15 protein-coding genes are annotated in these 20,579 nt (G+C 50.0%); 4 read left to right on the top strand and 11 right to left on the bottom strand.

Features of this window, described 5'->3' with window-relative positions:
* Nucleotides 1–12: 12 nt before the first annotated feature.
* A complete protein-coding gene (locus H511_RS0110045; RefSeq protein ID WP_051288053.1) occupies nt 13–1,395 on the bottom strand; it encodes an aspartate aminotransferase family protein in 1,383 nt (460 codons plus the stop codon).
* Nucleotides 1,392–2,528 carry a 2-aminoethylphosphonate--pyruvate transaminase gene (gene phnW, locus H511_RS0110040; RefSeq protein WP_027252168.1) on the bottom strand — a complete coding sequence of 379 codons (1,137 nt, stop codon included), beginning with the start codon at nt 2,526–2,528 and terminating at the stop codon, nt 1,392–1,394. The genes H511_RS0110045 and phnW overlap by 4 nt, the downstream gene beginning before the upstream one ends.
* Before the next feature lie 266 nt (nt 2,529–2,794).
* Here phnW and H511_RS0110030 point away from each other — a divergent pair, with 266 nt between their 5' ends.
* The 4 genes from H511_RS0110030 to phnR all read left to right on the top strand — a co-directional run bounded on the left by H511_RS0110030 (nt 2,795) and on the right by phnR (nt 7,551).
* Entirely contained in the window at nt 2,795–3,808 is a 1,014-nt protein-coding gene (locus H511_RS0110030) for a putative 2-aminoethylphosphonate ABC transporter substrate-binding protein (protein ID WP_027252167.1), read from the top strand.
* Between the two features lie 154 nt (nt 3,809–3,962).
* Nucleotides 3,963–5,039: a putative 2-aminoethylphosphonate ABC transporter ATP-binding protein gene (locus tag H511_RS0110025; protein ID WP_027252166.1), complete on the top strand. Its 1,077-nt coding sequence runs from the start codon at nt 3,963–3,965 to the stop codon at nt 5,037–5,039.
* Nucleotides 5,040–5,052: 13 nt separating this feature from the next.
* On the top strand, nt 5,053–6,783 hold the full coding sequence (locus H511_RS0110020) for a putative 2-aminoethylphosphonate ABC transporter permease subunit (protein WP_081669244.1): 1,731 nt from the start codon (nt 5,053–5,055) through the stop codon (nt 6,781–6,783).
* A gap of 69 nt (nt 6,784–6,852) precedes the next feature.
* The gene (gene phnR / locus H511_RS0110015; protein WP_027252164.1) at nt 6,853–7,551 is read left to right on the top strand and encodes a phosphonate utilization transcriptional regulator PhnR; all 699 of its coding nucleotides are present in this window, start codon (nt 6,853–6,855) and stop codon (nt 7,549–7,551) included.
* 366 nt (nt 7,552–7,917) lie between these two features.
* Here phnR and H511_RS0110010 read toward each other — a convergent pair whose 3' ends face one another.
* From H511_RS0110010 to folE, 9 genes are all read right to left on the bottom strand, one after another.
* Nucleotides 7,918–10,674, bottom strand: coding sequence for an immune inhibitor A domain-containing protein (locus H511_RS0110010; protein WP_027252163.1), 2,757 nt, complete (start codon nt 10,672–10,674; stop codon nt 7,918–7,920).
* Nucleotides 10,675–10,768: 94 nt separating this feature from the next.
* Nucleotides 10,769–11,038: a DEAD/DEAH box helicase family protein gene (locus tag H511_RS24650; RefSeq protein WP_155804854.1), complete on the bottom strand. Its 270-nt coding sequence runs from the start codon at nt 11,036–11,038 to the stop codon at nt 10,769–10,771.
* 608 nt (nt 11,039–11,646) lie between these two features.
* Nucleotides 11,647–12,021 (bottom strand): GFA family protein, encoded by a 375-nt coding sequence (locus H511_RS0110000; protein WP_027252162.1) that lies wholly within the window; start codon nt 12,019–12,021, stop codon nt 11,647–11,649.
* A 62-nt stretch (nt 12,022–12,083) separates the two neighbouring features.
* Nucleotides 12,084–12,527, bottom strand: coding sequence for a GNAT family N-acetyltransferase (locus H511_RS0109995; protein WP_027252161.1), 444 nt, complete (start codon nt 12,525–12,527; stop codon nt 12,084–12,086).
* 95 nt (nt 12,528–12,622) lie between these two features.
* Nucleotides 12,623–13,999: a hypothetical protein gene (locus H511_RS0109990; RefSeq protein ID WP_027252160.1), complete on the bottom strand. Its 1,377-nt coding sequence runs from the start codon at nt 13,997–13,999 to the stop codon at nt 12,623–12,625.
* Between the two features lie 223 nt (nt 14,000–14,222).
* A complete protein-coding gene (locus H511_RS0109985) occupies nt 14,223–15,623 on the bottom strand; it encodes a peptide MFS transporter (protein ID WP_027252159.1) in 1,401 nt (466 codons plus the stop codon).
* A 416-nt stretch (nt 15,624–16,039) separates the two neighbouring features.
* Nucleotides 16,040–17,449: an FAD-dependent oxidoreductase gene (locus tag H511_RS0109980; RefSeq protein ID WP_027252158.1), complete on the bottom strand. Its 1,410-nt coding sequence runs from the start codon at nt 17,447–17,449 to the stop codon at nt 16,040–16,042.
* A gap of 216 nt (nt 17,450–17,665) precedes the next feature.
* On the bottom strand, nt 17,666–19,432 hold the full coding sequence (locus H511_RS23100; RefSeq protein ID WP_051288051.1) for a L,D-transpeptidase family protein: 1,767 nt from the start codon (nt 19,430–19,432) through the stop codon (nt 17,666–17,668).
* 320 nt (nt 19,433–19,752) lie between these two features.
* Nucleotides 19,753–20,406, bottom strand: a complete 654-nt coding sequence (gene folE, locus H511_RS0109970) for a GTP cyclohydrolase I FolE (RefSeq protein ID WP_027252157.1) — start codon at nt 20,404–20,406, stop codon at nt 19,753–19,755.
* Nucleotides 20,407–20,579: the final 173 nt, after the last annotated feature.

Raw genomic sequence — 20,579 nt, 5'->3', positions numbered from 1 at the left:
CTGACTCAATGGTTAATTATCACGCTTGCACACAGATTCAATGGCGTCTTCCAGCCAATCCATGGCCAGCGCCAGCTCTTCTCTGGCAATAATCAAAGGCGGGCTGAGTTGTAATACATTTCCCTGAGAAACTTTAAAGCTCAGCCCGCGCTCCAGACAGCGGTACATCACCTGCTCTGCCGCGTCATAGGCGCGCACTTTTGTTTCCCTGTCTTCAACCAGCTCAATGCCCCACAGCAGACCGATACCGCGAAAATCGCCTATGATCGGCAACCGCGCCTTCATGGCCTCCAGCCTCTCTGCCATGTAGCTTGCATCGCGGCGAACTTTCTGCAGTAACTGCTGCTGTTCGATTACCCGGATGGTGGCTAACGCTGCCGCGCAGCCTATCGGGCTCTTCTCGTGGGTATAATGGCCCAGCGAAACCTGGGTCGCCGAGTTGTACTTGTCTTTGGTCAGCATGGCTGCCATTGGCACCACACCGCCGCCCAGCCCTTTGCCGATGCAGAGGATATCCGGCTCAATGCCGAATGCCTGATGCGTGAACCAGTGGCCGCTACGGCCCATACCGTTGGGGATGTCATCGATAATCAGCAGCACATTGTGGCGATCACAAATCTCCCGGACGCGCTGCCAATAGGCCCGGCTGGGCACCTGAACATCGGTATTACGTACCCCTTCCGCGATGAATGCCCCGATCCCGCCCTCTTTTTCAATCACGTATTCCAGATAATCGGCGTAATGCACATCTGAGCCATCGTCACGCGGGAAAGCGCCCCGATAGCGAACGGGCGGCGGGATACGTTCAACACCAGCCATGAGCGGCCCCATACCTTCGCGGAAACAGGCTTCACCACCCACAGAGATCGCATCCAGCGATGCGCCGTGAAACGCATCCCAGAGTGAAACCACTTTGGGATTGCCTGTGATATAGCGAGCCAGCTTCAGTGCCATGCCCACTACGGATGTGCCTCCCGGCGCGAACAACACACGGTTCAGCTCACCGCCGGCGATGCGGGTCAGTTCGCGGGCGCAGTCGACGGCTGTCTGGTGCGTGAAACGCCGGGGGGCGAATGGCAGTTTGGCAAGCTGGGTCTGGATGGCAGCCAATATCTCCGGGTGACCGTAACCCAGCTGATGGACATTATTGCCATGAAAGTCCATATACCGTTTGCCAGCCACATCGGTCAGATAGATCCCCTCAGCACTTTCCAGCACATCCAGACAAGGTGTCGACATGGCCTGATGTAAAAAATACTGACTGTCTTCCTCCAGCAGGGTCTGGGTTTGCCTGTCTGAGAGACTCTCTATCCAGCGGACACGCGCCGACGATGTATTGGTATCTCCCTCACAAGCCAGCGCACGCTGGCTGAGATCAGTCTGGCGCGATGTCATGCCTGCTCTCCGGCCGTTTCCGTTTCACTGGCCCAGAACACAGACGCATTGATGGCCTCCAGCAGGCGCTGAATGTCACCCGGATGCACATCACCTATGTTGCCAATACGGAAACAATCTGCATCCGAGACTTTGCCCGGATAAATCACAAACCCTTTGCTTTTCAGGCATTCATAGAAGCGCTTAAAGTCATATAACGGTGAGTGCGGAGAATGGAAAGACGTAATAATGGGTGAATGAAGCGCTGTATCGAGCAGGCTTTCAAAACCCAGCCGTGACATACCAGCCACCAGAGTTTGCTGATTGGTGCGGTAACGCTGAAAGCGAGCCTCAATACCGCCTTCCTGCTTCAGTTCCGTCAACGCCTGAGCAAACGCCCGCACTGTGTGAGTCGGTGATGTGAACCGCCATTTGCCATGATTGTTTTCCATACACTGCCACTGATCATAGAGATCCAGCGACACTGAACGCGCACGCCCGTGGCAGGCTTCCAGTAATGAACGGCGCGCAATCACAAAACCAAATCCTGGGACTCCCTGAATGCACTTGTTCGCTGAGCTGATCAGAAAATCGATGCCCAGCTCACCGATATCCATAGGGATACCGCCGAAACTCGACATGGCATCCAGGATCATTACTTTGCCGGCCGCTTTTACTTTTTCACACACCGCTGGTAACGGATTCAGCATGCCTGTGGTTGTTTCACAGTGCACCATGGCCACATGGGTGATGGCGGGATCGGCAACCAGCAAACGTTCCAGTTCGTTGACGTCAGGCTGAGTCATTTCCCCTAAAGACCAGTTCAGGTGCGGGATATTCAGGCAACGGGCAATTTGTGCAATACGGGCACCGTAAGCACCATTGTTAATCACCAGCAACTTACCCTCTGGGGGAATCACAGAGCCTAAGGTGGCTTCCACAGCAGCAGTACCGCTGCCCTGCATAAGCACGCTGGTGTAGCCGTCGTGCGCGGTGGCCAGGGCAACCAGCTGCTGACGAATGTGCTGAACCACGCCCACATTGTAGTCATCATCCCAGGTGCACCAGTCTTTCAGCATGGCTTCCCGCACAGTCTGTGTTGTCGTCAGCGGACCGGGAGTAAGCAGTAGATATTTATTGTCGGAGTTTGCCATTTGTTGATCTCTTTGGACTATACCAGATTACGAAATCACTATAGCGATGGCGAACCAATGCTGTAAATGCGCCAGAGCCAGTCTTCACAAAAGTTTAATAATGGCAACGTTCGCCGATTTTCAGCACAAACTTGCGCTGAATCACGTTCACACAGTCCTCATGAAACTGACATCTGGCAATCATCGAACTGTCATAAATGGCACCTAGCATCTTCCGTGTCGAACCAATCTGGTACATACCACATTCACTTTTTTAGGAAGGACATATGAAAAAGACATGGCTTGTTGCACCACTGACGGCATTGATGGCACTGAGCAGCACCCAGGCTTTCGCTTCGCAGGAACTGACGGTATACACAGCGTTCGAAACGGACATGCTGGCGAAATTCAAAACCGGATTTGAACAAGCAAACCCGGACATCAAGATCAAATGGGTGCGGGATTCCACCGGCATCATGACGGCCAAGCTGCTGGCCGAAAAAGGTAACCCACGTGCGGATGTTGTATGGGGCCTGGCCGGTTCTTCTATGGCACTGCTGAAAGAAGAAGGTGTACTGAAACCGTATCAGCCAAAAGAGCTGAGCAAAATCCACAGCAATCTTATCGACCCGCAAGCCAACCCGGCCTGGTTTGGTAACGATGCCTTCTTTAATGCGGTCTGTTTCAATGAAAAAGTGGCCGAGCAACTGGGTCTGAGCAAGCCGGCCACCTGGGATGACCTGCTCAAACCAGAATACAAAGGCCATATTGCCATGCCAAACCCAGCCTCATCCGGCACAGGTTATATGCAGGTCTCTGCCTGGCTGCAAACCATGGGTGAGCAAAAAGGCTGGGATTATATGGCCAAGCTGGATCAGAACATTGCCCATTACACTCACTCAGGTTCCAAGCCCTGCGTTCAGGCCGGTATGGGTGAAGTCGCGATCGGTATCTCGATGGCAATTCGTGGTGCCAAACTGAAATCTCAGGGAGCCCCTATCGACATCATTCTGCCCGAAGGCGGTGTAGGCTGGGAAGCGGAAGCCGTTGGCCTGGTCAACACCCGGTCTGATGCCGCAAAGCGTCTGGTTGACTGGTCTTTGTCTAAAGATGCCAACCAGCTGTATAACGAGTTCTACCCGGTTGTCGGTCATAAAGACGTGAACAAACCCGTTAAGAACTACCCGAATGTTCAGCAGGCGATGGTGAAAATGGACTTCTCTAAAATGGCGGTCAGCCGTGAAGATGTGCTGAAAAGCTGGTCGGATAAATTCGACGCGAAATCTGAACCGCGCTCTTAACCGCACCCCAATCCTATATCAAGGCAACCGCACGGGTTGCCTTTTTCATTTATCGGACAGAACCGGCTGTCTTCTTATCGTCAAGCTTCTGTCATCGAAGTGTCACTCATTAGGTCTAAATTTGGTATATACCAAATAGAGAAATGACTTTGCTATGGAAACTTACCTGAAAATCTCACAAGTCGGTAAACAGTTTGGTCAGTTTACTGCCCTGAACAACATTTCACTGGATATCAACAAAGGCGAATTTGTCTGTTTTCTTGGCCCTTCCGGCTGCGGAAAAACCACCTTGCTGCGTGCCATAGCCGGACTGGATCTGGCCAGCTCAGGCACGATTGAACAGGCGGGACGTGACATCACCTATCTGCCACCTGAAAAACGGGACTTTGGTATTGTTTTTCAGTCCTACGCCCTGTTTCCGAATCTGACTGTGTATGAAAACCTGAGCCTTGGACTGCGCAATCAGGGTAAATCTGTGGCAGAAACAGACAGTATTGTCAGCCAGTGGCTGGAAACCATTGCCCTGCCGACCGCAGGCAGCAAATACCCGAGCCAGTTATCCGGCGGGCAGCAGCAGCGGGTAGCATTGGCTCGCGCCTTATCATTATCGCCAGGATTGTTACTGCTTGATGAACCGCTTTCGGCCCTGGATGCCAAAGTGCGATCTCACCTGCGCGAAGAGATCCGCCGCTTACAACGCAAGCTGGGTATTACCACCATTATGGTGACGCACGATCAGGAAGAAGCGCTCGCGATGGCCGACCGTATCGTGGTCATGAATCACGGCTGTATCGAACAGGTCGGCACGCCACAGGAAATCTATCAGAACCCGAGTTCCCGTTTTGTCGCAGAATTTGTCGGCCAGATGAATTTCTTACCGGCCTCTGTGGTGAGCGAGCAGCAAATGCGAATTGGTGAAAGCCTGCTGCCGCTTCCGGCCGCTCAATTCCAGCGCGGCGAGCAGGTCGAGCTGGGCCTCAGACCGGAAGATCTGCATTTTCTGCCCGCCGGTGAGAAGAGTGACAGCAGCGTGCTGGTACGGATAGACGATCTGGAGTTTCAGGGCACTTTCATGCGTGCCGACTGCCAGCTCCAGGGCGCGCATCAACTGCCGACGATCAAGGTGGATGTCCCTATCCGGGAGACACGCAACCTTGGCCTGAGCCGTGGCAATTATCTGCAGCTGCACATTGCCGATAAGCATACCCATATCTACCGCCAAAGCCGATAAGCAGGACGTCACCATGACCCAACTGACCCGACCGCTTCCTACGTCAAAGCCTGGTCTTTTACAATCCATCACACGTCTGCGTCATCACTTTGGTCGTGACAACGTCACTCTGGCCGCGCTCTTAGTGATATTTAGCGCACTGATGGCGGCTTTTATCGTCGCGCCGCTGCTTGCCATGCTGCAAAAAAGTGTGCATAACGCTGAGGGCGACTTTGTTGGCCTGGCCAATTTTGCCACCTATTTTGCATCGCCTGCCCTGTGGCAGTCATTGCAAAATACCGTGGTAATAGGTGTGGTTGTCACTGTCATTGTCGGCCTGCTGGCTTTTGGCTTTGCCTTTGCCTTAACCCGCAGCTGTATGCCGTTCAAAGGTGTCTTTACCGTCATCGGCTCTGCCCCTATTCTGGCGCCATCGCTGTTACCTGCCATCAGTCTGATCTACCTGTTCGGTAATCAGGGCATCGCCAAAGAGATGCTGTTCGGCCACAGTATTTACGGCCCGATCGGCATCGCAATTGGCCTGGTGTTATGGACCTTCCCTCATGCTTTGATGATCATCAGCACCTCGCTGAAAACATCCGATGCCAGGCTCTACGAAGCCGCGAAAGCCCTCAATACATCCAGCGTGCGCACCTTCTTTCTGGTCACTTTGCCGGGGGCCAAATACGGCCTGATCAGCGCCTTGATCGTGGTATTTACCCTGGTTGTCTGCGACTTTGGTGTTCCTAAAGTCATTGGCGGTCAATACAATGTGTTGGCAACAGACATATTCAAACAAGTGGTCGGACAGCAAAACTTCGCCATGGGCGCAGTAACGTCCGTCATGCTGTTACTGCCCGCTCTGCTGGCCTTTGCCGGCGATCGCTGGGTACAGAAAAAACAGCAGAACCTGTTCGATGCCCGTTCAGTGGCTTACCAGCCAGAACCACACCGCCTGCGTGACGGCGTGTGTTTGCTGTTCTGCACACTGATATCACTGGCGATTCTGAGTGTCATTGCCATGGCAGTGTACGGCTCTCTGGTCACATTCTGGCCATGGAACACAGCACTGAGCCTGAACAACTACAACTTTGCCGAATTCAGCACCTATGGCTGGGCACCGTATTTCAGTTCACTGAAACTGGCCGGGATGGTCGCACTGGCAGGGACACTGGTGATTTTTACCTGCGCCTACTGCATTGAAAAAGGACAGAGTTTCGCACCACTGCGTAACCTGCTGCAAATGCTGGCAATTCTGCCAATGGCTGTACCGGGTATGGTACTAGGGCTGGGCTACATATTTTTCTTCAACCACAGCGACAATCCGCTGTCCTGGGTGTACGGCACACTGACCATACTGGTGGTCAATACCATTACTCACTACTACACAGTCGGCCATATGACCGCAGTGACAGCGCTGAAGCAGTTGCCGGGTGAAATCGAAGCAATCTCGGCATCGCTCAACATTCCTCAGTTCAAGACATTCCTGAAAGTCACTGTCCCTGTGTGCACCCCAGCCATTTTAGAGATTGCGACCTACTTGTTTGTGAATGCGATGACCACCACATCGGCCATTGTTTTCCTGTATGCCTCAGACACCATGCCTGCTTCCGTGTCTGTCCTGAATATGGATGATGCCGGCCAGACCGGACCTGCCGCCGCCATGGCGGTCATGATCCTGCTGACAGCAGCTGCAGTGAAACTCATGCATCTGGGTGCCAACCGTCTGAGTGATAAATACACCCAAGCCTGGCGTAACCGCTGATGACTCTGTGAAAACAGACTTTATAATAGCTAACCAATTGAACCCTGGTCGGCAACGGGAAGGATTAACGTGCAATATTTAAGAATCATGGAAGCCATCAATGAACAGATTGATGCCGGGCTTCTGGCGGGCGGGCATAAACTGCCAGCCGAACGTAAGCTGGCGGAGTCTTTCAACACCACGCGAGTCACTCTGCGTGAGTCACTGGCCTTGCTCGAAGCCGAAGGCAAGCTGTATCGGGAAGATCGTCGCGGCTGGTTTGTCTCACCGGTACCGCTCTTGTACGATCCGACGTACACCACGGATTTTCCGGCCATGGCCAAAGCGCAGGGCCGCGAAGCGCGCTCAGAATTGCTGTCGGCCAAGCGGGTTCCTGCCGGCCGTCGGGCCGCTTCCTTGCTGAAAGTCAAACCGCTGACCGAAGTGTACCGCATCGACCGGCTGCGATTTCTCGACAATCGTCCGGTCGTGGTGGTCACGAATTTTATCTCACCCACCCATTTCCCTGATTTGTTTAAACACAATATTATCGACTCGCTCACGACGACGTACCGTGAGCAATACGGTGTGATTTATTCCAAGACCCGGTTCCGTGTTCGCTCTACATCCCTGATGGCAGAAACGGCCCATCATCTCAGAGCAACATCCGGCACACCCGCCATGTTTGTCGAACGGGTTAACTACGACCAGAGCGGCAACCTGATTGACTGCGATTTAGAATACTGGCGTCACGACGCGATTTTGATTGAATCAACAGCGACGATTTAACGTCTTGCCCACCAGTACGCCGCAGGCGCTTTAGCTGACAAAAAATGGCGCCTGAAAAGGCGCTTTCCAGTCATGAATACTGTGATTACAACGTCGCTTAGACCTTCGCCACTTAACCCAGTGTGATCATCTTATCAGGTGGTGATCTGCAAGGCGGAGTATTGGCATGTCATTGTAACCGGGGGCTTAACCGTTGCCGCTTTCGTGATCTGGCAATGTTCGCTGCCTCGGCTCTGACCTGGTATCAATTGATCGCAATCAATAGCGGAAAATCTCCGCTTCAGGTATCACACTGACACAGGAGCAAAAAAAGAGCGCAACCAGACTGGCTGCGCTCAAAGCTGCAGGAGCTAAATGGGACTTTCGTTACAGGTTAACCGTTATGGCTTTTTTGGTGATGCCACCGTCATTATCAATAATCTTGATGCTGACTTCATGCTGGCCGTAGCTCGGGAAAATCGAAGTAAACACACGACCGCGTTTCACTTTGCCATTTGGCAATGTCCACTCGGTATCCACGATGCGGCCATCACTGTCAGTGCTGGTTGACCACATAGTGACCCAGCGCCCCAGGTGAATATATTCCGCACTTGCTTCAGGCAAAGCATTCGGCGCTTCAACAGTGACAGTGTAACTAAAGGTGTCCGTTGCACCTTTGTCATCGGTTACCGTTAAGCTCACCGGATAACTGCCGGCTTGCTGATATTGCCAGACAGGTGCTTGTTCACTGCTGGTTTGGCCGTTGCCGAAATCCCATTGATAGGCCGTGATCTGACCATCAGGATCAACACTCAGGTTGTTCGCCGACACTGTCAGGCCATCAACAGCCAGCTCGAAACTCGCGGTTGGCAGCTCATTGTGCGATGCGGCTTTAGATAAGCGCACCACGCCAAACTCGTTGTTCGGACCTTGCTCGACAACATCAATCATCAGGCCAAATTCAGTCAGCTTACGACCTGAATCCGGGGCCATCGGAGAGCTGTAATCTTCCGCATCAGAGAAGTAGGCGTTACCTATCAGACTGCTGTCTTCCAGTACATCCCCGCTGCTGTTTACCAGCCGCAACGGTGCCTGATCCTGCAATGAGAATGCCGCGTCGCGTACCTGGAACCGCGTCTGCGCCGCCTGACCAGAGTCAGCCCAAACCAGCGCATTCTGGTCCGCATCAACAACACCTAACCAGCCTTCACCGGGGTGTTTGCCCACCCAGTTGTCCGTCATCGACTCATCGACATACCAAACAATCAAACCAGGCTCAAAAGTCATGAGCTGGCCCATACGCTTAATATTTGCCAGGCCTTCATCGACACCTGTATGGCTGCGCCATTGCAGCAGGTAATAATGTGCCGCATCGTGGTAGCCATCAGACAATTTGTAGCCTGCAAAGGCAAAGCTTGAGCCGGACTCGCCATTGTCAATCGCGGTAACAGTACCATCTACATCCAGAACCATATTGTCCAGATACAGGCCATCCATCGCCAGACCACCGTCTGTCACATAATCAAAGCTCAGCGTAATTTCCTGACCGGCATAGGCCGTCAAATCAAATTCAGCATCAATCCAGCCATTTGAATCGCCGCCAATCGCCGGTACCAGACCGGTGTTATACGGATCATCCATGGAAGTGATATTGCCGCTGACTGGCTTGCCATTGACCAGGACACGGGCAAAATCGTAGTCTTTTTCTATCTGATACCAGGCTTTGAATTTCAGTGTCGCTTTTGCGCCCGCAGGAACAGCCAGCTGACGAGTCATGCTGTTACGCAGATCATCGCCTTTGCCCGAATGGAACGAATACTGGCCTTCGAACGGTTTCAGTGTCTCTATGCGTTTATTTGGCAATGAGACTTTCACCATATTCGGTTTTTTGGTGTCTGTCGTCTGGAACAGGGTAAATTCACGCGGGGCATTTTCCAGCTCGCCGATAGCAACCTGTTGATCATTAACCCATTGTCCGCCAATAGACTGCTGCAAAAATTGCTTCGCCCAGGAGCTGAACGCTGTAGGCTGCGTACCACCGATCTTGCCGGCCCAGCTGCCCGAGGACATGATGGACCAGTAAGACACAGGTTCGCCCTGCCCGGTGTACTGGGTGTCGTACTCATCCGGCAGTCCAAGATCGTGGCCGTATTCGTGGGCACACACCCCTGCTGCGGCATCAATAGGCTGAACCGTATAATCGAAGGCTGCATACTGGCCGTTAAAGCGTCCCGGCACTGTACTCTTGGTGCCTGCCAGCACGTGATACTGGCCAAGGTTGAAGCGGTGCGACCAGATTGCATCTGCACCCAGCACACCGCCGCCAGCTTCTTCCCCGACGGAAGAATGGAATATCATCAGGTGATCAATCACGCCATCGGGCTCACGATAATTACCGTCACCATCGTAATCGTAGCGGTCTTCTACGTCGTAGTCGGCCAGGTTAATCGTCGGATCCTGCGCCAGTTGGTTCAGTGCTTCACGCACCAGCTCCTGTGCATTCAGATCGTTATCCGTTGTGGGTGAATTACCACCATAAAATGCCGCATTTTTCGATGCGCGATACCAACCGGCAGCCTGTCCCATTACTGAGTAGGAATCCCCGGACTCCGCCTCGTAAAACTGACGCATTGAAATCAGGTTTTCACCGTTTGGTCCGGTATATCCGGCCCCTGAAAAAAGCAGATCCTGATAATGACCCGGCTCATAGCTGTCATACAGCATCTCTGTGTGGTCTTTCGTCAGGCGGTTGTCATTCCATGGCAGATCAGGGAAATCAATTAACAGCGCCAGCACTTTATCTGTTCGCTTCTGACCAACATCCAGTGCAAAAATATTGGCACGCTGGTTGCCTTTATTTTTCTGAATTGCTTTGAGTACTTTGGCTCTTTTTTCTAAAGCCTGTTTACCAAACTGGGCATCCCCTTTAAAACCTGAACGTATTTTATTATCCAGATATTTATCCAGTGCATGACGTTTCTGCTCCTCTGAAGCATCCGCTTCAACAACGCCATTTCTTACCAGCATTTCAATGAGTTTATCTTCATTAACAACGCCCATATCAGCGGGTGTATGCGCATAGCCACTACCACTAAATAAAGTGAACATTGCTGAAGCCAGCAATGTTTTCTTCATATGTTTCATTTACTGTCCTTATTTATTATTTCCATCGTGAAGCTGTCAAAAACCCGGCTGAGCACATTGTGCTCAGCGGTTAACAACATTATTTAATGCGTTATTATTCTGGTGAAATACACGTTTTTTTGGTGTCGTCCAAAGTGTCTGGTTGCTTGGTTGTGTCATTGCCTTTTTGCTTTTTATCTTTCATCGTGGCTTTACGATGTAAATAAATTCGTAAGGCTTCCTGTTTTTCCGTGTATGAGAGCCCTTTGCAAATAATGCCCTGCTCTTCTAATGCACGAAGTAATCTCTCATCGTCCGGCTGAGCCTGAGCAAGAGATATCAGTGGGCAAACCCACAAAGTGATGAATAACCATGCACGTTTCACGACTGACCTCAACGCATGTAAATAATGTGTAACAAACTATATGCAACGATATTGGCCATCAATATGCCAAAACGGCCTGTTTGGCTGGGTATCACAACTTAAACATAAACAGTAAACTATCTATAATAAATCAATCACTGAAACATCAACTATTTAGTCAAATTAACAGCATAAATAGCTAACACATCTATCATTAATTAAAGCTCACTTTGAACAATAGCTCCTTTCGTTCGAGCAAAAATCACCTTCATTCTTATATCGTTATAATAAAAACCACCAATACAGGTCGGATCACTATGCATTAATATTCCGAAATATTGTGTAACTATTTTGATTGGTTTATTTGAAGCGCGTCGAGAAAATGCTTCTATCACTATCAATAAGCGAAAAATGAATGAATACCAGTGAATTTCGCTGCCATTTTAATTGAGTCGTTGGCAACTAAGAATAATGAAGGTATGCAATAAGCCACGAATCAACATGAATAAAAAAAGCGGCGGCGATAAGATATGTATAGCCGCAAAAGAAAAGATTAGAGAAAGTGTATTATTTGAACAAAAAAGAATCAGCCTCGCCCTGGACAGGTGAAGGCTGATTAACAGAAGAGATTAACGATCGGCGGGATGGTTCACACCGTCATTAACGGGCACATTATCCAATTCAAAAGGATTAACGCCTTCAAGGCAGGCAACATTAAAACCATATTGTTCCGGATGAGATCGACGTTGATGGTGCGTGTAAATACCGCAGACCGAACAAAAATAATGTTTCGCGGTGTGGGTATTAAACTGATAAAGACTGAGTTTGTCTTCACCTTTTATGATGGTGATGCCATAGAGCGGAACAGAAGCCACAATCGCCCCTCGTCGGCGGCACATAGAGCAATCACAGCGCCTGGGGTCAACCAACCCTTGCGGTAAAGACAGTTCCAGTACAACACTGCCGCAGTGGCAGCTCGCGCGGTGTACAGGCTGAATAACCATAAAAACACCCCCTTGTTATGTTTCGAACGCTGTGTCCATAGTCACAATACACAATAAAAACATCAGTGTGAGCCGATCGGCAGGACAAATTTTAGCGACTCATGGTGAAAACCGGCATGTACGTAAAAAGCATGGGTGTCCTCTCGTGTCACTGAACTGGTGACTTCAATGCAGGCACAGTCACGTTCTGCGGCTTTGATTCTGGCATATTCAAGCAGCTCTGAGCCTATCCCTTTATGTCGGTGTTGATCATCAACCACCAAAGCGGTGATACGCGCATACCGCGCAGCCGCAGGAAAATAATCAAAAAAGATCAGCGACATCACCGCCACTAACTGATCGTTTATTTCAGCGACCGTGATCTGTTCAGAATCAGAATCTGCAAGATAAATCATCTTCTCAATGCGTGCCGGCTCGGTGTCATAACCCAGCTGGGCCATCAAACCTGTGAGCGCAGGGGTATCGGCAAGCGTTGCTGGACGGATGTAAAGCTGAGGTGAATGCATGAAGAAATCCTTTCAATGAAGTGAGAACTCGGACTCGGTTTTCCATACCTTACCCCAGTTCCCACATCATCGTCATGCCGTTCAAGATGAAAGGTTTATTGCCAATGCTTGTGTAACGCTTTCGCTAAGGCTTTGTTTTGTGTCATAAGGATATTCTGAGGATTGTCATGCACAATCTTCCGCTTCAGCAACGTTACCCCAGCCTTTGATACATCCGTATCCAGAATCATTGAGTCGTTATTGCTGAACTGAATTGTGAGGGTCTGGAAACTCTCGTTTGGATCAGATGTAAAACTCCACTCCGCTTCATAGGCATCCGACCCCATTGGATTGATTGACACGTGTGTGGCAGAAAGAAAGACGAGTTCATTGAGTTCAGGAACCGGGGGCTCTTCTTCTTTTGCTTCTGGTCCGGCTGCATCTCTCAGGAGGTACCAGATCTGCCCCGTGAAATCCTCTTGGACCAGATCAGTGCTCCCGTTCAGATAATCATCCTCTGACTGCCAGAAAGTCAGAAACTTCGTCGAAGGATCACTATAGACATAACCCAAGGCGATATCCGGGGAAACATACACAAAGTCAATCTTCGTTTCTGGCTGGGAAGCCATTGTCACGGATGTACCTGAAACCTGATAATCCGTACCAACCTGAATATATCCAATACTGCTGTCGGTAATTTTTTCATCCGTAAATGTGAGCTGGTGCGGGATATCGATTGAAGCATTAAGCCACTCCAGGAATTTCACGCCCCCGCTTCCTTCCAGAAAGGTCTGGATACCTTTGACACGGTCGGACTGAGTGAACTGCCCGTTATCCTTATCCAGCGATAACGTGACGGCATCAAAATCAACCTGATCGTTTTCCAGTGCCTGAATTTTGTTTTTCAGGTTCTGAATCCAGGTTTTCTGCCCTTCCAGATTGTTATCAGACAAGGTTTCACCGAGCATCGCGTGCATCGTCCGCGCATACAAATGGACTTTCTTGGCATCAGGATTTGACGATTTTAAAGCCACATAATCCTGGCTGAGCAGATTGGCATCCAGATTCAGACTGGCCGCATAGTCGGCAAGGCTCAGATCGTTTAAATAAGCCAGGGTCGAAAAAGGGCTCAGGATTGTCTGGCCGGCGGGCGCATAGAATTCCGCATCCTGCCAGACAAAACCAGGGTGATCACTGTCTGAAGATTCACCGGCAATGACTCTGGCAATCAACGGGTACTGGCTGTCGCTTTCAGAAATGGTGATTTGACCGTTGCCATTGGTTTTTTCAGTTAACAGTTCGCCTGTATTACAGTGCGCATTGCGATTTCGGTCGACACACAGCTGCGCATTCGACAAATAACCGTCGATCACCTGAACAGTGACCTTACCGTCGAGATTCTTCCCATCGTCATCATTATTATCTGAGTCCGAACCCCCACACCCCGATAAAATGGTTGCTGCCACCACAACCGATAAAAGCGACTTCCTCATGCGCGCCCCTCAAAAATAAAAACTGAAAATATATCAAACAAGATTCACATAGGTTATGAATTTTCAACGCAATATGTCCACATGCGCATAACAATAGCGTGCGTGTAATCGAATACACAAATTGAGAAGTGAATCGCAATATCAGAAAAATCAGACGGGAAATTCAGATATAAAAACGGGAGCCTGTTGGCTCCCGCAATATTATTCTCTTTGGATCTTTACATTAAGCTTGTGCCGGTTTTGCGTTGGCTGGCACGTCGGTAGTGTCTGCCACAACTTGGCCTTCAGCACCATGCATCCAGCGAATCAGCTGATTGGAGAACACAACCAGAATCAGACCCGATACGGCAGCCGTAACCGCGATGCCACCAAAAATAGCCATCGGGCCCGCTTCACCCACGTGTGCACCAATCATACCGGCAACATAGTTAGCAACCGCATTGAAGCCAAACCATACGCCCATCATCAGAGAAGCCAGACGTAACGGCGCCAGCTTAGTGATCATAGACAGACCAATTGGCGACAGGCACAGCTCACCCATGGTATGGAAGAAATAGGCCGCGACAATCCACAACATAGAGGTCTTGGCCGTCATATCACCACCCTGCTGCATGACAGCACCGACCATGCACACAAAGCCAATCGCCAGCAGGAAGAGTGCAATGGCAAACTTAATTGGAGAGCTTGGCTCTTTAGGGCCCATTTTCACCCACAGAGCAGCCAGCAGCGGCGCCATTGTGATGATAAAGAATGGGTTTAAAGACTGGAACCAGGCTGTGGGTACTTCAAAGCTGCCAATCATGCGATCTGCATACTCCTGAGTGTAAATACTCATCAAGCCGCCCGCCTGCTCGAAGCCGGCCCAGAAAACAACCACGAACAACCCCATGATCATCACCACTTTCAGGCGATCAATTTCCTTTTTCGTCAGAGGTTGTTTCTTACCGTTGTCAGACATGGCAGCAGCACGTTTTGCAGCAGGCACTTTACCAATGTTGCCCAACAGCTTTTCAGCAAACAGCATTTGGATGACAAGGCTGAACAGCATACCAATACCTGCCGCCAGGAAACCGGCTTTCCAGCCATAAGCTGTGGACGCTGAACCCGCGACAATACCTGCCAGTAACGCCCCCAGGTTGATGCCCATATAGAAAATGGTGAAGGCACCGTCACGGCGGTGATCGCCTTCAGAATACAGATCACCCACCATAGTTGAAATGTTCGGCTTAAACAGACCATTACCAACAATCAACAGTGCCAGGCCGAGATAAAAGGCTGTTGTGGCGTTCGGGTCAACCAGAGAATGTGGCAGTGCAAGAGTGAACTGACCTAAAGCCATCAGAACACCACCGATGATAATAGAGCGGCGTTGTCCTAAGAAATTGTCGGCTACCCAACCACCGATTAACGGCGTGATATAAACCAGACCAGTATAGATACCATAGAGACTGAGTGCGTCTTCCGTTGACCAGCCAAGACCACCGCTCACTGTTTTATCGGTAAGATACAGCACCAGAATGGCACGCATTGCATAGTACGAAAAACGTTCCCAAAGCTCGGTACCAAACAGCAGGAACAAGCCTTTAGGGTGTCCCATCAGGGTCCCATTTCCTTTGTTGCTCATAATTATTCTCTTCGTTGAGGTAGTTATGTATCCATAAATGCGGCTCAATTTATAAATTACAAACTAAAACACTGCAAACTTTAACAAGATCAGAACAAAATACGAACAACGCAAGTTATTGATTTTTATAACAACAAAATATCCAATCAAAAATGGAAATTTACTTTCCACTGACAAGAAAGATTTATCAACCACACAAACACACATAGCGGAATAAAAAACTATAAATTTAAATAAATTACGAATTTAAGTTCAAATTAAAGGGTTATTAATGATTATTACATTTTGTCTGACCGAATGGTCAAAAACCAGCCACGTTAATGCCAGAGGTGCGAATACATTTTTGCAACAGGGTGAATAAAAAAAGCAGGCTTATTCACCTGCTTAGTGTTTCATTCTGAATTGATGATGCTCTTTTAGCTCTTATCAGCTTTACCGGCGGAATGAGCCAATCTTGACAGTTGTTTATCCAGCCAGCCCGGTGTCTGGTTCTCATCCTCTGCGCTTTCTTTTCGCCGTATCGCGTTTCTGACCAGCATGGCTCCCAGCCAGCGAATCGGCTCGGGTGGAAAAGCGCCTTTAGGTCCCGAGACTAAGCCAGACCGTGCCCAGTCATTGTCTTCTTCAAGTACCAGGGAGGAGAGGATCTGCCCCCCAATCCAGCTCTGTACTACCCCATTACCGGAATAGCCCAACCCATACACAACATAAGGGTTGTCCGCTAAACGACCAAAAAACGGCATACCAGTGGCAGAACGGTCGGAGGCACCTGTCCAGGTCGTCGCCAGCGGAACAGACTGCAGCGCAGGAAAAAACCGCCGGAAAGCGGCGCGAAGAATCGCTTGGTAACGACTTGGCTGATCAAACACTGCACTCACTTTGTTACCAAAAGAAAAATAGTTGCCGCCTTTGCCGAGCATCAACCGGCCGTCCGGCGTTGTACGGTAATAGTGAACAAAGGTCCGGCCATCGATCACGGACTTGCCGTCACGTAAACCCATATTTTTCAGGATGTCAGGCGCAGGTTCAGTGATCAGCATATCAGACGAGACCAACACCACACTGTGTTTAAATTCAGGAAATAAAGATGGCGTCCAGGCATTTAACGCCAGCACCACTTTATCTGCCTGAATCGTCGCGCCGGGAGTTACGATCCGCACCGGAGTTTGCTGCCGATGGATCGCCGTCATAGGCGTGTGTTCGAAAATAGTCACGCCCATTTCCTCTGCAACACGCTTGAGACCTCTGACAAGCAACCCAGGCTGAACTGTCCCTGCCGCTGCCGAAAAATGGCCCTCGAGATGAACATCGGACCCCGATTCTGATTGCACTTTTTCCTTGGTCCATGGCTGCCAGGCATTGATCGACTGCTTGTCCAGCGCCGCCAAAACTGGCTCCATTGCCCCTGATTGCGCCCTGTTTGACGCCGTATACAAGGTGCCATCCAGCCGAAGCTGCGCATCAATGCCATGCGCTTTGCAAAACGCCTCTATGTCATAGACAGCCGCTTCAGAGGCTTTCACCAATCGAATGGCTTCAGCTTCACCATACAGCTTTTTTAAGCTCAGATACTTGGTTGACCAGGTCAGCATGCAGCCGCCGTTTCGACCCGATGCTCCGCTGCCGCAGAGATCTTTTTCAATCACCAGAATATCCAGAGACGGCTGTTTTATTTTCAGCTGGATAGCTGTCCACAGCCCGGTGAACCCGCCACCCACGATGCAGACATCGGCTGTTGCATCTGTTTCTAGTTTCCTGGGTTGACGATCAGGTTCGTTTTCCAGTGCTTCTTTGAACCAAAATGAGCTGTACTGTGTCGATTGCATTGCGCCACCAAGTGGTATAGACCAAAATTGCGTATACTGTACGCAAACTGCCTGCCCAGGCTCAATAGCCAGCAGTGCACTGACACAGAAAATTCATCTTAGTCGGGAAGAAAGGAAGAAGTGACGCAGCCTTCAGATTTCTGCTGACGCGGAAATCTGAAGGCAATCAATCGCGATGAGATTGCTGAAGTATATTACCGGCAAACGCAGGAGCGCTCATCGATAGTTCATCATGGCGATGTAGTCGTGTTCTTGCGGTACGGTGGAATCATCATCGTAGCCGTAAATATCGTCACGGACCTGCAATCTGCCTTGCTCATCAAGCCAGGCGGTGCGGTAAATGAAATCCACCGCCAGTGTTTTTCGCAGATTGATCGTCGCCGGATTGCGTTTTCTCAATAAATTATCATAGGTTGCACTTTGCCCTGCCCGCTGCCTTTCCAGCAGGAAGTAGGCTAAATCGTGTGCCTTCTCCACCCTGACACAGCCCGAGCTGAAATTCCTTTTACTTTTGTTAAACAAACGCTTAGCCGGTGTATCATGTAAATAAATCGAAAAATCATTCGGCATCATGAATTTCACCTGACCCAGTGCATTATCAGGTCCTGGTCTTTGCTGAAATTCGTAAGGAAAATTACGGGCCGACACCGTACTCCAGTCAATCTGTGCGGGGTCAATCGTCTGCGCATCACTCCATCCTGACACCATCCGCATGTTATGACGCGCCAGATAATCAGGAGATCGTTTCATGCTGGGTATAACATCTTCTTCTTTAATGGTTTCAGGCACATTCCAGGTCGGATTAACCACCATATGATTGATAGCTGAAGAGAATAAATACGTTGGCCGGCTGCTTCTGCCCACAATGACTTTCGATTCAAATACCACATTCTCATCATCCATAATCCGCAGCATGAATTCCGGAATATTCACCTGAAGCACTTCACTCTGTCCGTGCTTTTGCAGAACGCGGTTGCGCTGAAGATTCAGAGCCAGCAGTTGAGCAACCTGCTGGTAAGAACGCGCCATATTCTGCGCAGTCTCAGGACCAATAACGCCATCATCTGCCAGGCCATGGCGCTGCTGGAACTGCCGGATGGCCTGATGAAGTACACCGGTATTGGTGAATCGGTTTGCTGCTGACTCACCGGTTGCCTGCTCCGTCTTCATGACATTGGCATAATCCTGATCCGACAAATCACCATAGGTATTGAGCATGCGAGCAAGCTTGTCACCGTTAGGTATCTCAGCGCCAAATTTAATGGCCGGACGCCCCGACAGATACACACCATGTGGCTGGGCCTGTTCAAGCCTGTCCATTTCAGCAACCAGCGTGTCGAAGTGCTTATCTGTCGGACGCAGTCGTTGCAGTGAGGTGATGGTCAGCGGCACTGTGACCACAGGAGCAGAAGCCAGGTGTTGAGCATCCAGGGTAAAACTGGCAGGCCGATAGAGTGCACTCGGATCATTGAGCATCTGATTGACTGTGGCTTGATAGACCATCAGGGTATCCGTCGCCAGCAGATCCAGACCGCGTTGATCATCTTGCTGCGACAGCTGTTGCAGTTCCTGAACTCGCTGCACTAAACCCGGCACCCTATGGGTTTCAGCCAGTGCTGTTAACTGCAGCAGTAATTCATCAATCAACGCCGGATCACGCCAAAGGGGCATAAAATCATTACTGGCGTAGAGGTTTTGTAACGCCATTGGAAAGCACAACGGCTCAGTCTGGCTCGGACAAAGCTGGCGAGTGCTCAGAATGGTAACCGACTCCAGCCCATGCCTGCCGAGCTGAGGGACAGCCAGCGTGGCAGAAACGATCGAACTCTGTGCGGGAATCAGCCTGATCACGCCCTCTTCTGCCGCCAGCGAAGACGCGGACATCAACACTGCCGCAGCCAGTCCGGTTGCTCCTTTCACGAAACCAGAGACCGCAACATCCATTGCCTGTCGTGTCACTTTGCCGCTTTTGACATTCAGCATAACCTGACAACCCCACTTTACGTTCTTCATTATGCAAACTAAAAGCCAGTCGTGGTTCACTCACTTTTATCCGGCTTTTCTTAGCCTAAGTTTATCCAGACCACCAACAGTAAAGTGTTCAACATTTAATAATCGCTAATATTAAGGTTAGATATACATTAAAGTATCTGTGCAGTAATGATTGACGCTATATTCACTATTTTTAATAGTGATTACGTAATTTTGTCTTGCAGATATGTAATAGTTGCCATAAAAAAAGCCAATACAGGCAGTTAGCTGTATTGGCTTTTTACGACGGCAGGCCGGGTGACGAAAAGCGGTTAACGCAGTCCGTGAAGGAACTCTGCCCGGGTCGCAGGTATGCGTTTAAAAATACCGCCGAGTGCGGTGGTTGTCGTCTCGCTGGTTTGATCCATCACACCACGAGCTTTCACACAGTAATGCGTGGCATCAATTCTCACTGCGACATCATCGCTTTCCAACAAAGTTTGTAGTGCCACTAAGATTTGCTGCGTCATGCGCTCCTGCACCTGCGGACGCTGAGCAAAGAAACGCACAATGCGATTGATCTTCGACAGGCCGATAATTTTTCCGCGCGGAATATAAGCCACCGTTGCTTTACCATCAATAGTCACAAGATGATGCTCACAGGTGCTGGTCAGAGTGATGTCTTTTACCCGCACCATTTCATCACAGTTCATTTTGTTATCAATGAGCGTGATTTTCGGAAAGTTGGCGTAATCCAGACCGGAGAAAATTTCGTCTACATACATCTTCGCGATACGTTTTGGGGTATCCATCAAGCTGTCATCGGTGAGATCCAGAGATAATAATCCCAGAATTTCACGCATGTGGAATTCAATACGTTCTTTCTTCTCGGCATTGCCAACCAATTCGGTTGTCATCGGGGTTTCCAGTCCACGCGCTTCTAACGCCTGACGGACTTTCAATGCTGATTCGCTTAATGTTGTCATTTTCTCCTCCAACTGACTGAGGCTGATGATCGAACAACACTGCCTTGCCAGTAAAACTGAGCCCGAAGGATACCCCCATTTGGCAACAATTACACCTCGTATTTGCTGAGGGAATTAGTTCCGGCGAGTTTTTTTTGTCATAATAGTCAGCAATTAAGCATAACGAATGAAGG

Origin of the sequence: Photobacterium halotolerans DSM 18316 (assembly GCF_000425165.1) — a bacterium.
In the GTDB taxonomy this organism is placed as follows: Bacteria; Pseudomonadota; Gammaproteobacteria; order Enterobacterales; family Vibrionaceae; genus Photobacterium; species Photobacterium halotolerans.
Note: the sequence above shows the minus strand (reverse complement) of the source record. Positions and strands in the feature narration are given on the sequence as shown.

Bases quoted from the DNA above. Each gene is read 5' to 3' on its own strand.
- H511_RS0110000 (WP_027252162.1), bottom strand. From the start codon at position 12,021: ATGGTTATTCAGCCTGTACACCGCGCGAGCTGCCACTGCGGCAGTGTT.
- H511_RS0109980 (WP_027252158.1), bottom strand. From the start codon at position 17,449: ATGCAATCGACACAGTACAGCTCATTTTGGTTCAAAGAAGCACTGGAA.
- phnW (WP_027252168.1), bottom strand. From the start codon at position 2,528: ATGGCAAACTCCGACAATAAATATCTACTGCTTACTCCCGGTCCGCTG.
- H511_RS23100 (WP_051288051.1), bottom strand. From the start codon at position 19,432: ATGCTGAATGTCAAAAGCGGCAAAGTGACACGACAGGCAATGGATGTT.
- H511_RS0109985 (WP_027252159.1), bottom strand. From the start codon at position 15,623: ATGAGCAACAAAGGAAATGGGACCCTGATGGGACACCCTAAAGGCTTG.
- H511_RS0109995 (WP_027252161.1), bottom strand. From the start codon at position 12,527: ATGCATTCACCTCAGCTTTACATCCGTCCAGCAACGCTTGCCGATACC.
- H511_RS0110045 (WP_051288053.1), bottom strand. From the start codon at position 1,395: ATGACATCGCGCCAGACTGATCTCAGCCAGCGTGCGCTGGCTTGTGAG.
- H511_RS0110020 (WP_081669244.1), top strand. From the start codon at position 5,053: ATGACCCAACTGACCCGACCGCTTCCTACGTCAAAGCCTGGTCTTTTA.
- H511_RS0109990 (WP_027252160.1), bottom strand. From the start codon at position 13,999: ATGAGGAAGTCGCTTTTATCGGTTGTGGTGGCAGCAACCATTTTATCG.
- H511_RS0110025 (WP_027252166.1), top strand. From the start codon at position 3,963: ATGGAAACTTACCTGAAAATCTCACAAGTCGGTAAACAGTTTGGTCAG.
- H511_RS0110010 (WP_027252163.1), bottom strand. From the start codon at position 10,674: ATGAAACATATGAAGAAAACATTGCTGGCTTCAGCAATGTTCACTTTA.
- folE (WP_027252157.1), bottom strand. From the start codon at position 20,406: ATGACAACATTAAGCGAATCAGCATTGAAAGTCCGTCAGGCGTTAGAA.
- H511_RS0110030 (WP_027252167.1), top strand. From the start codon at position 2,795: ATGAAAAAGACATGGCTTGTTGCACCACTGACGGCATTGATGGCACTG.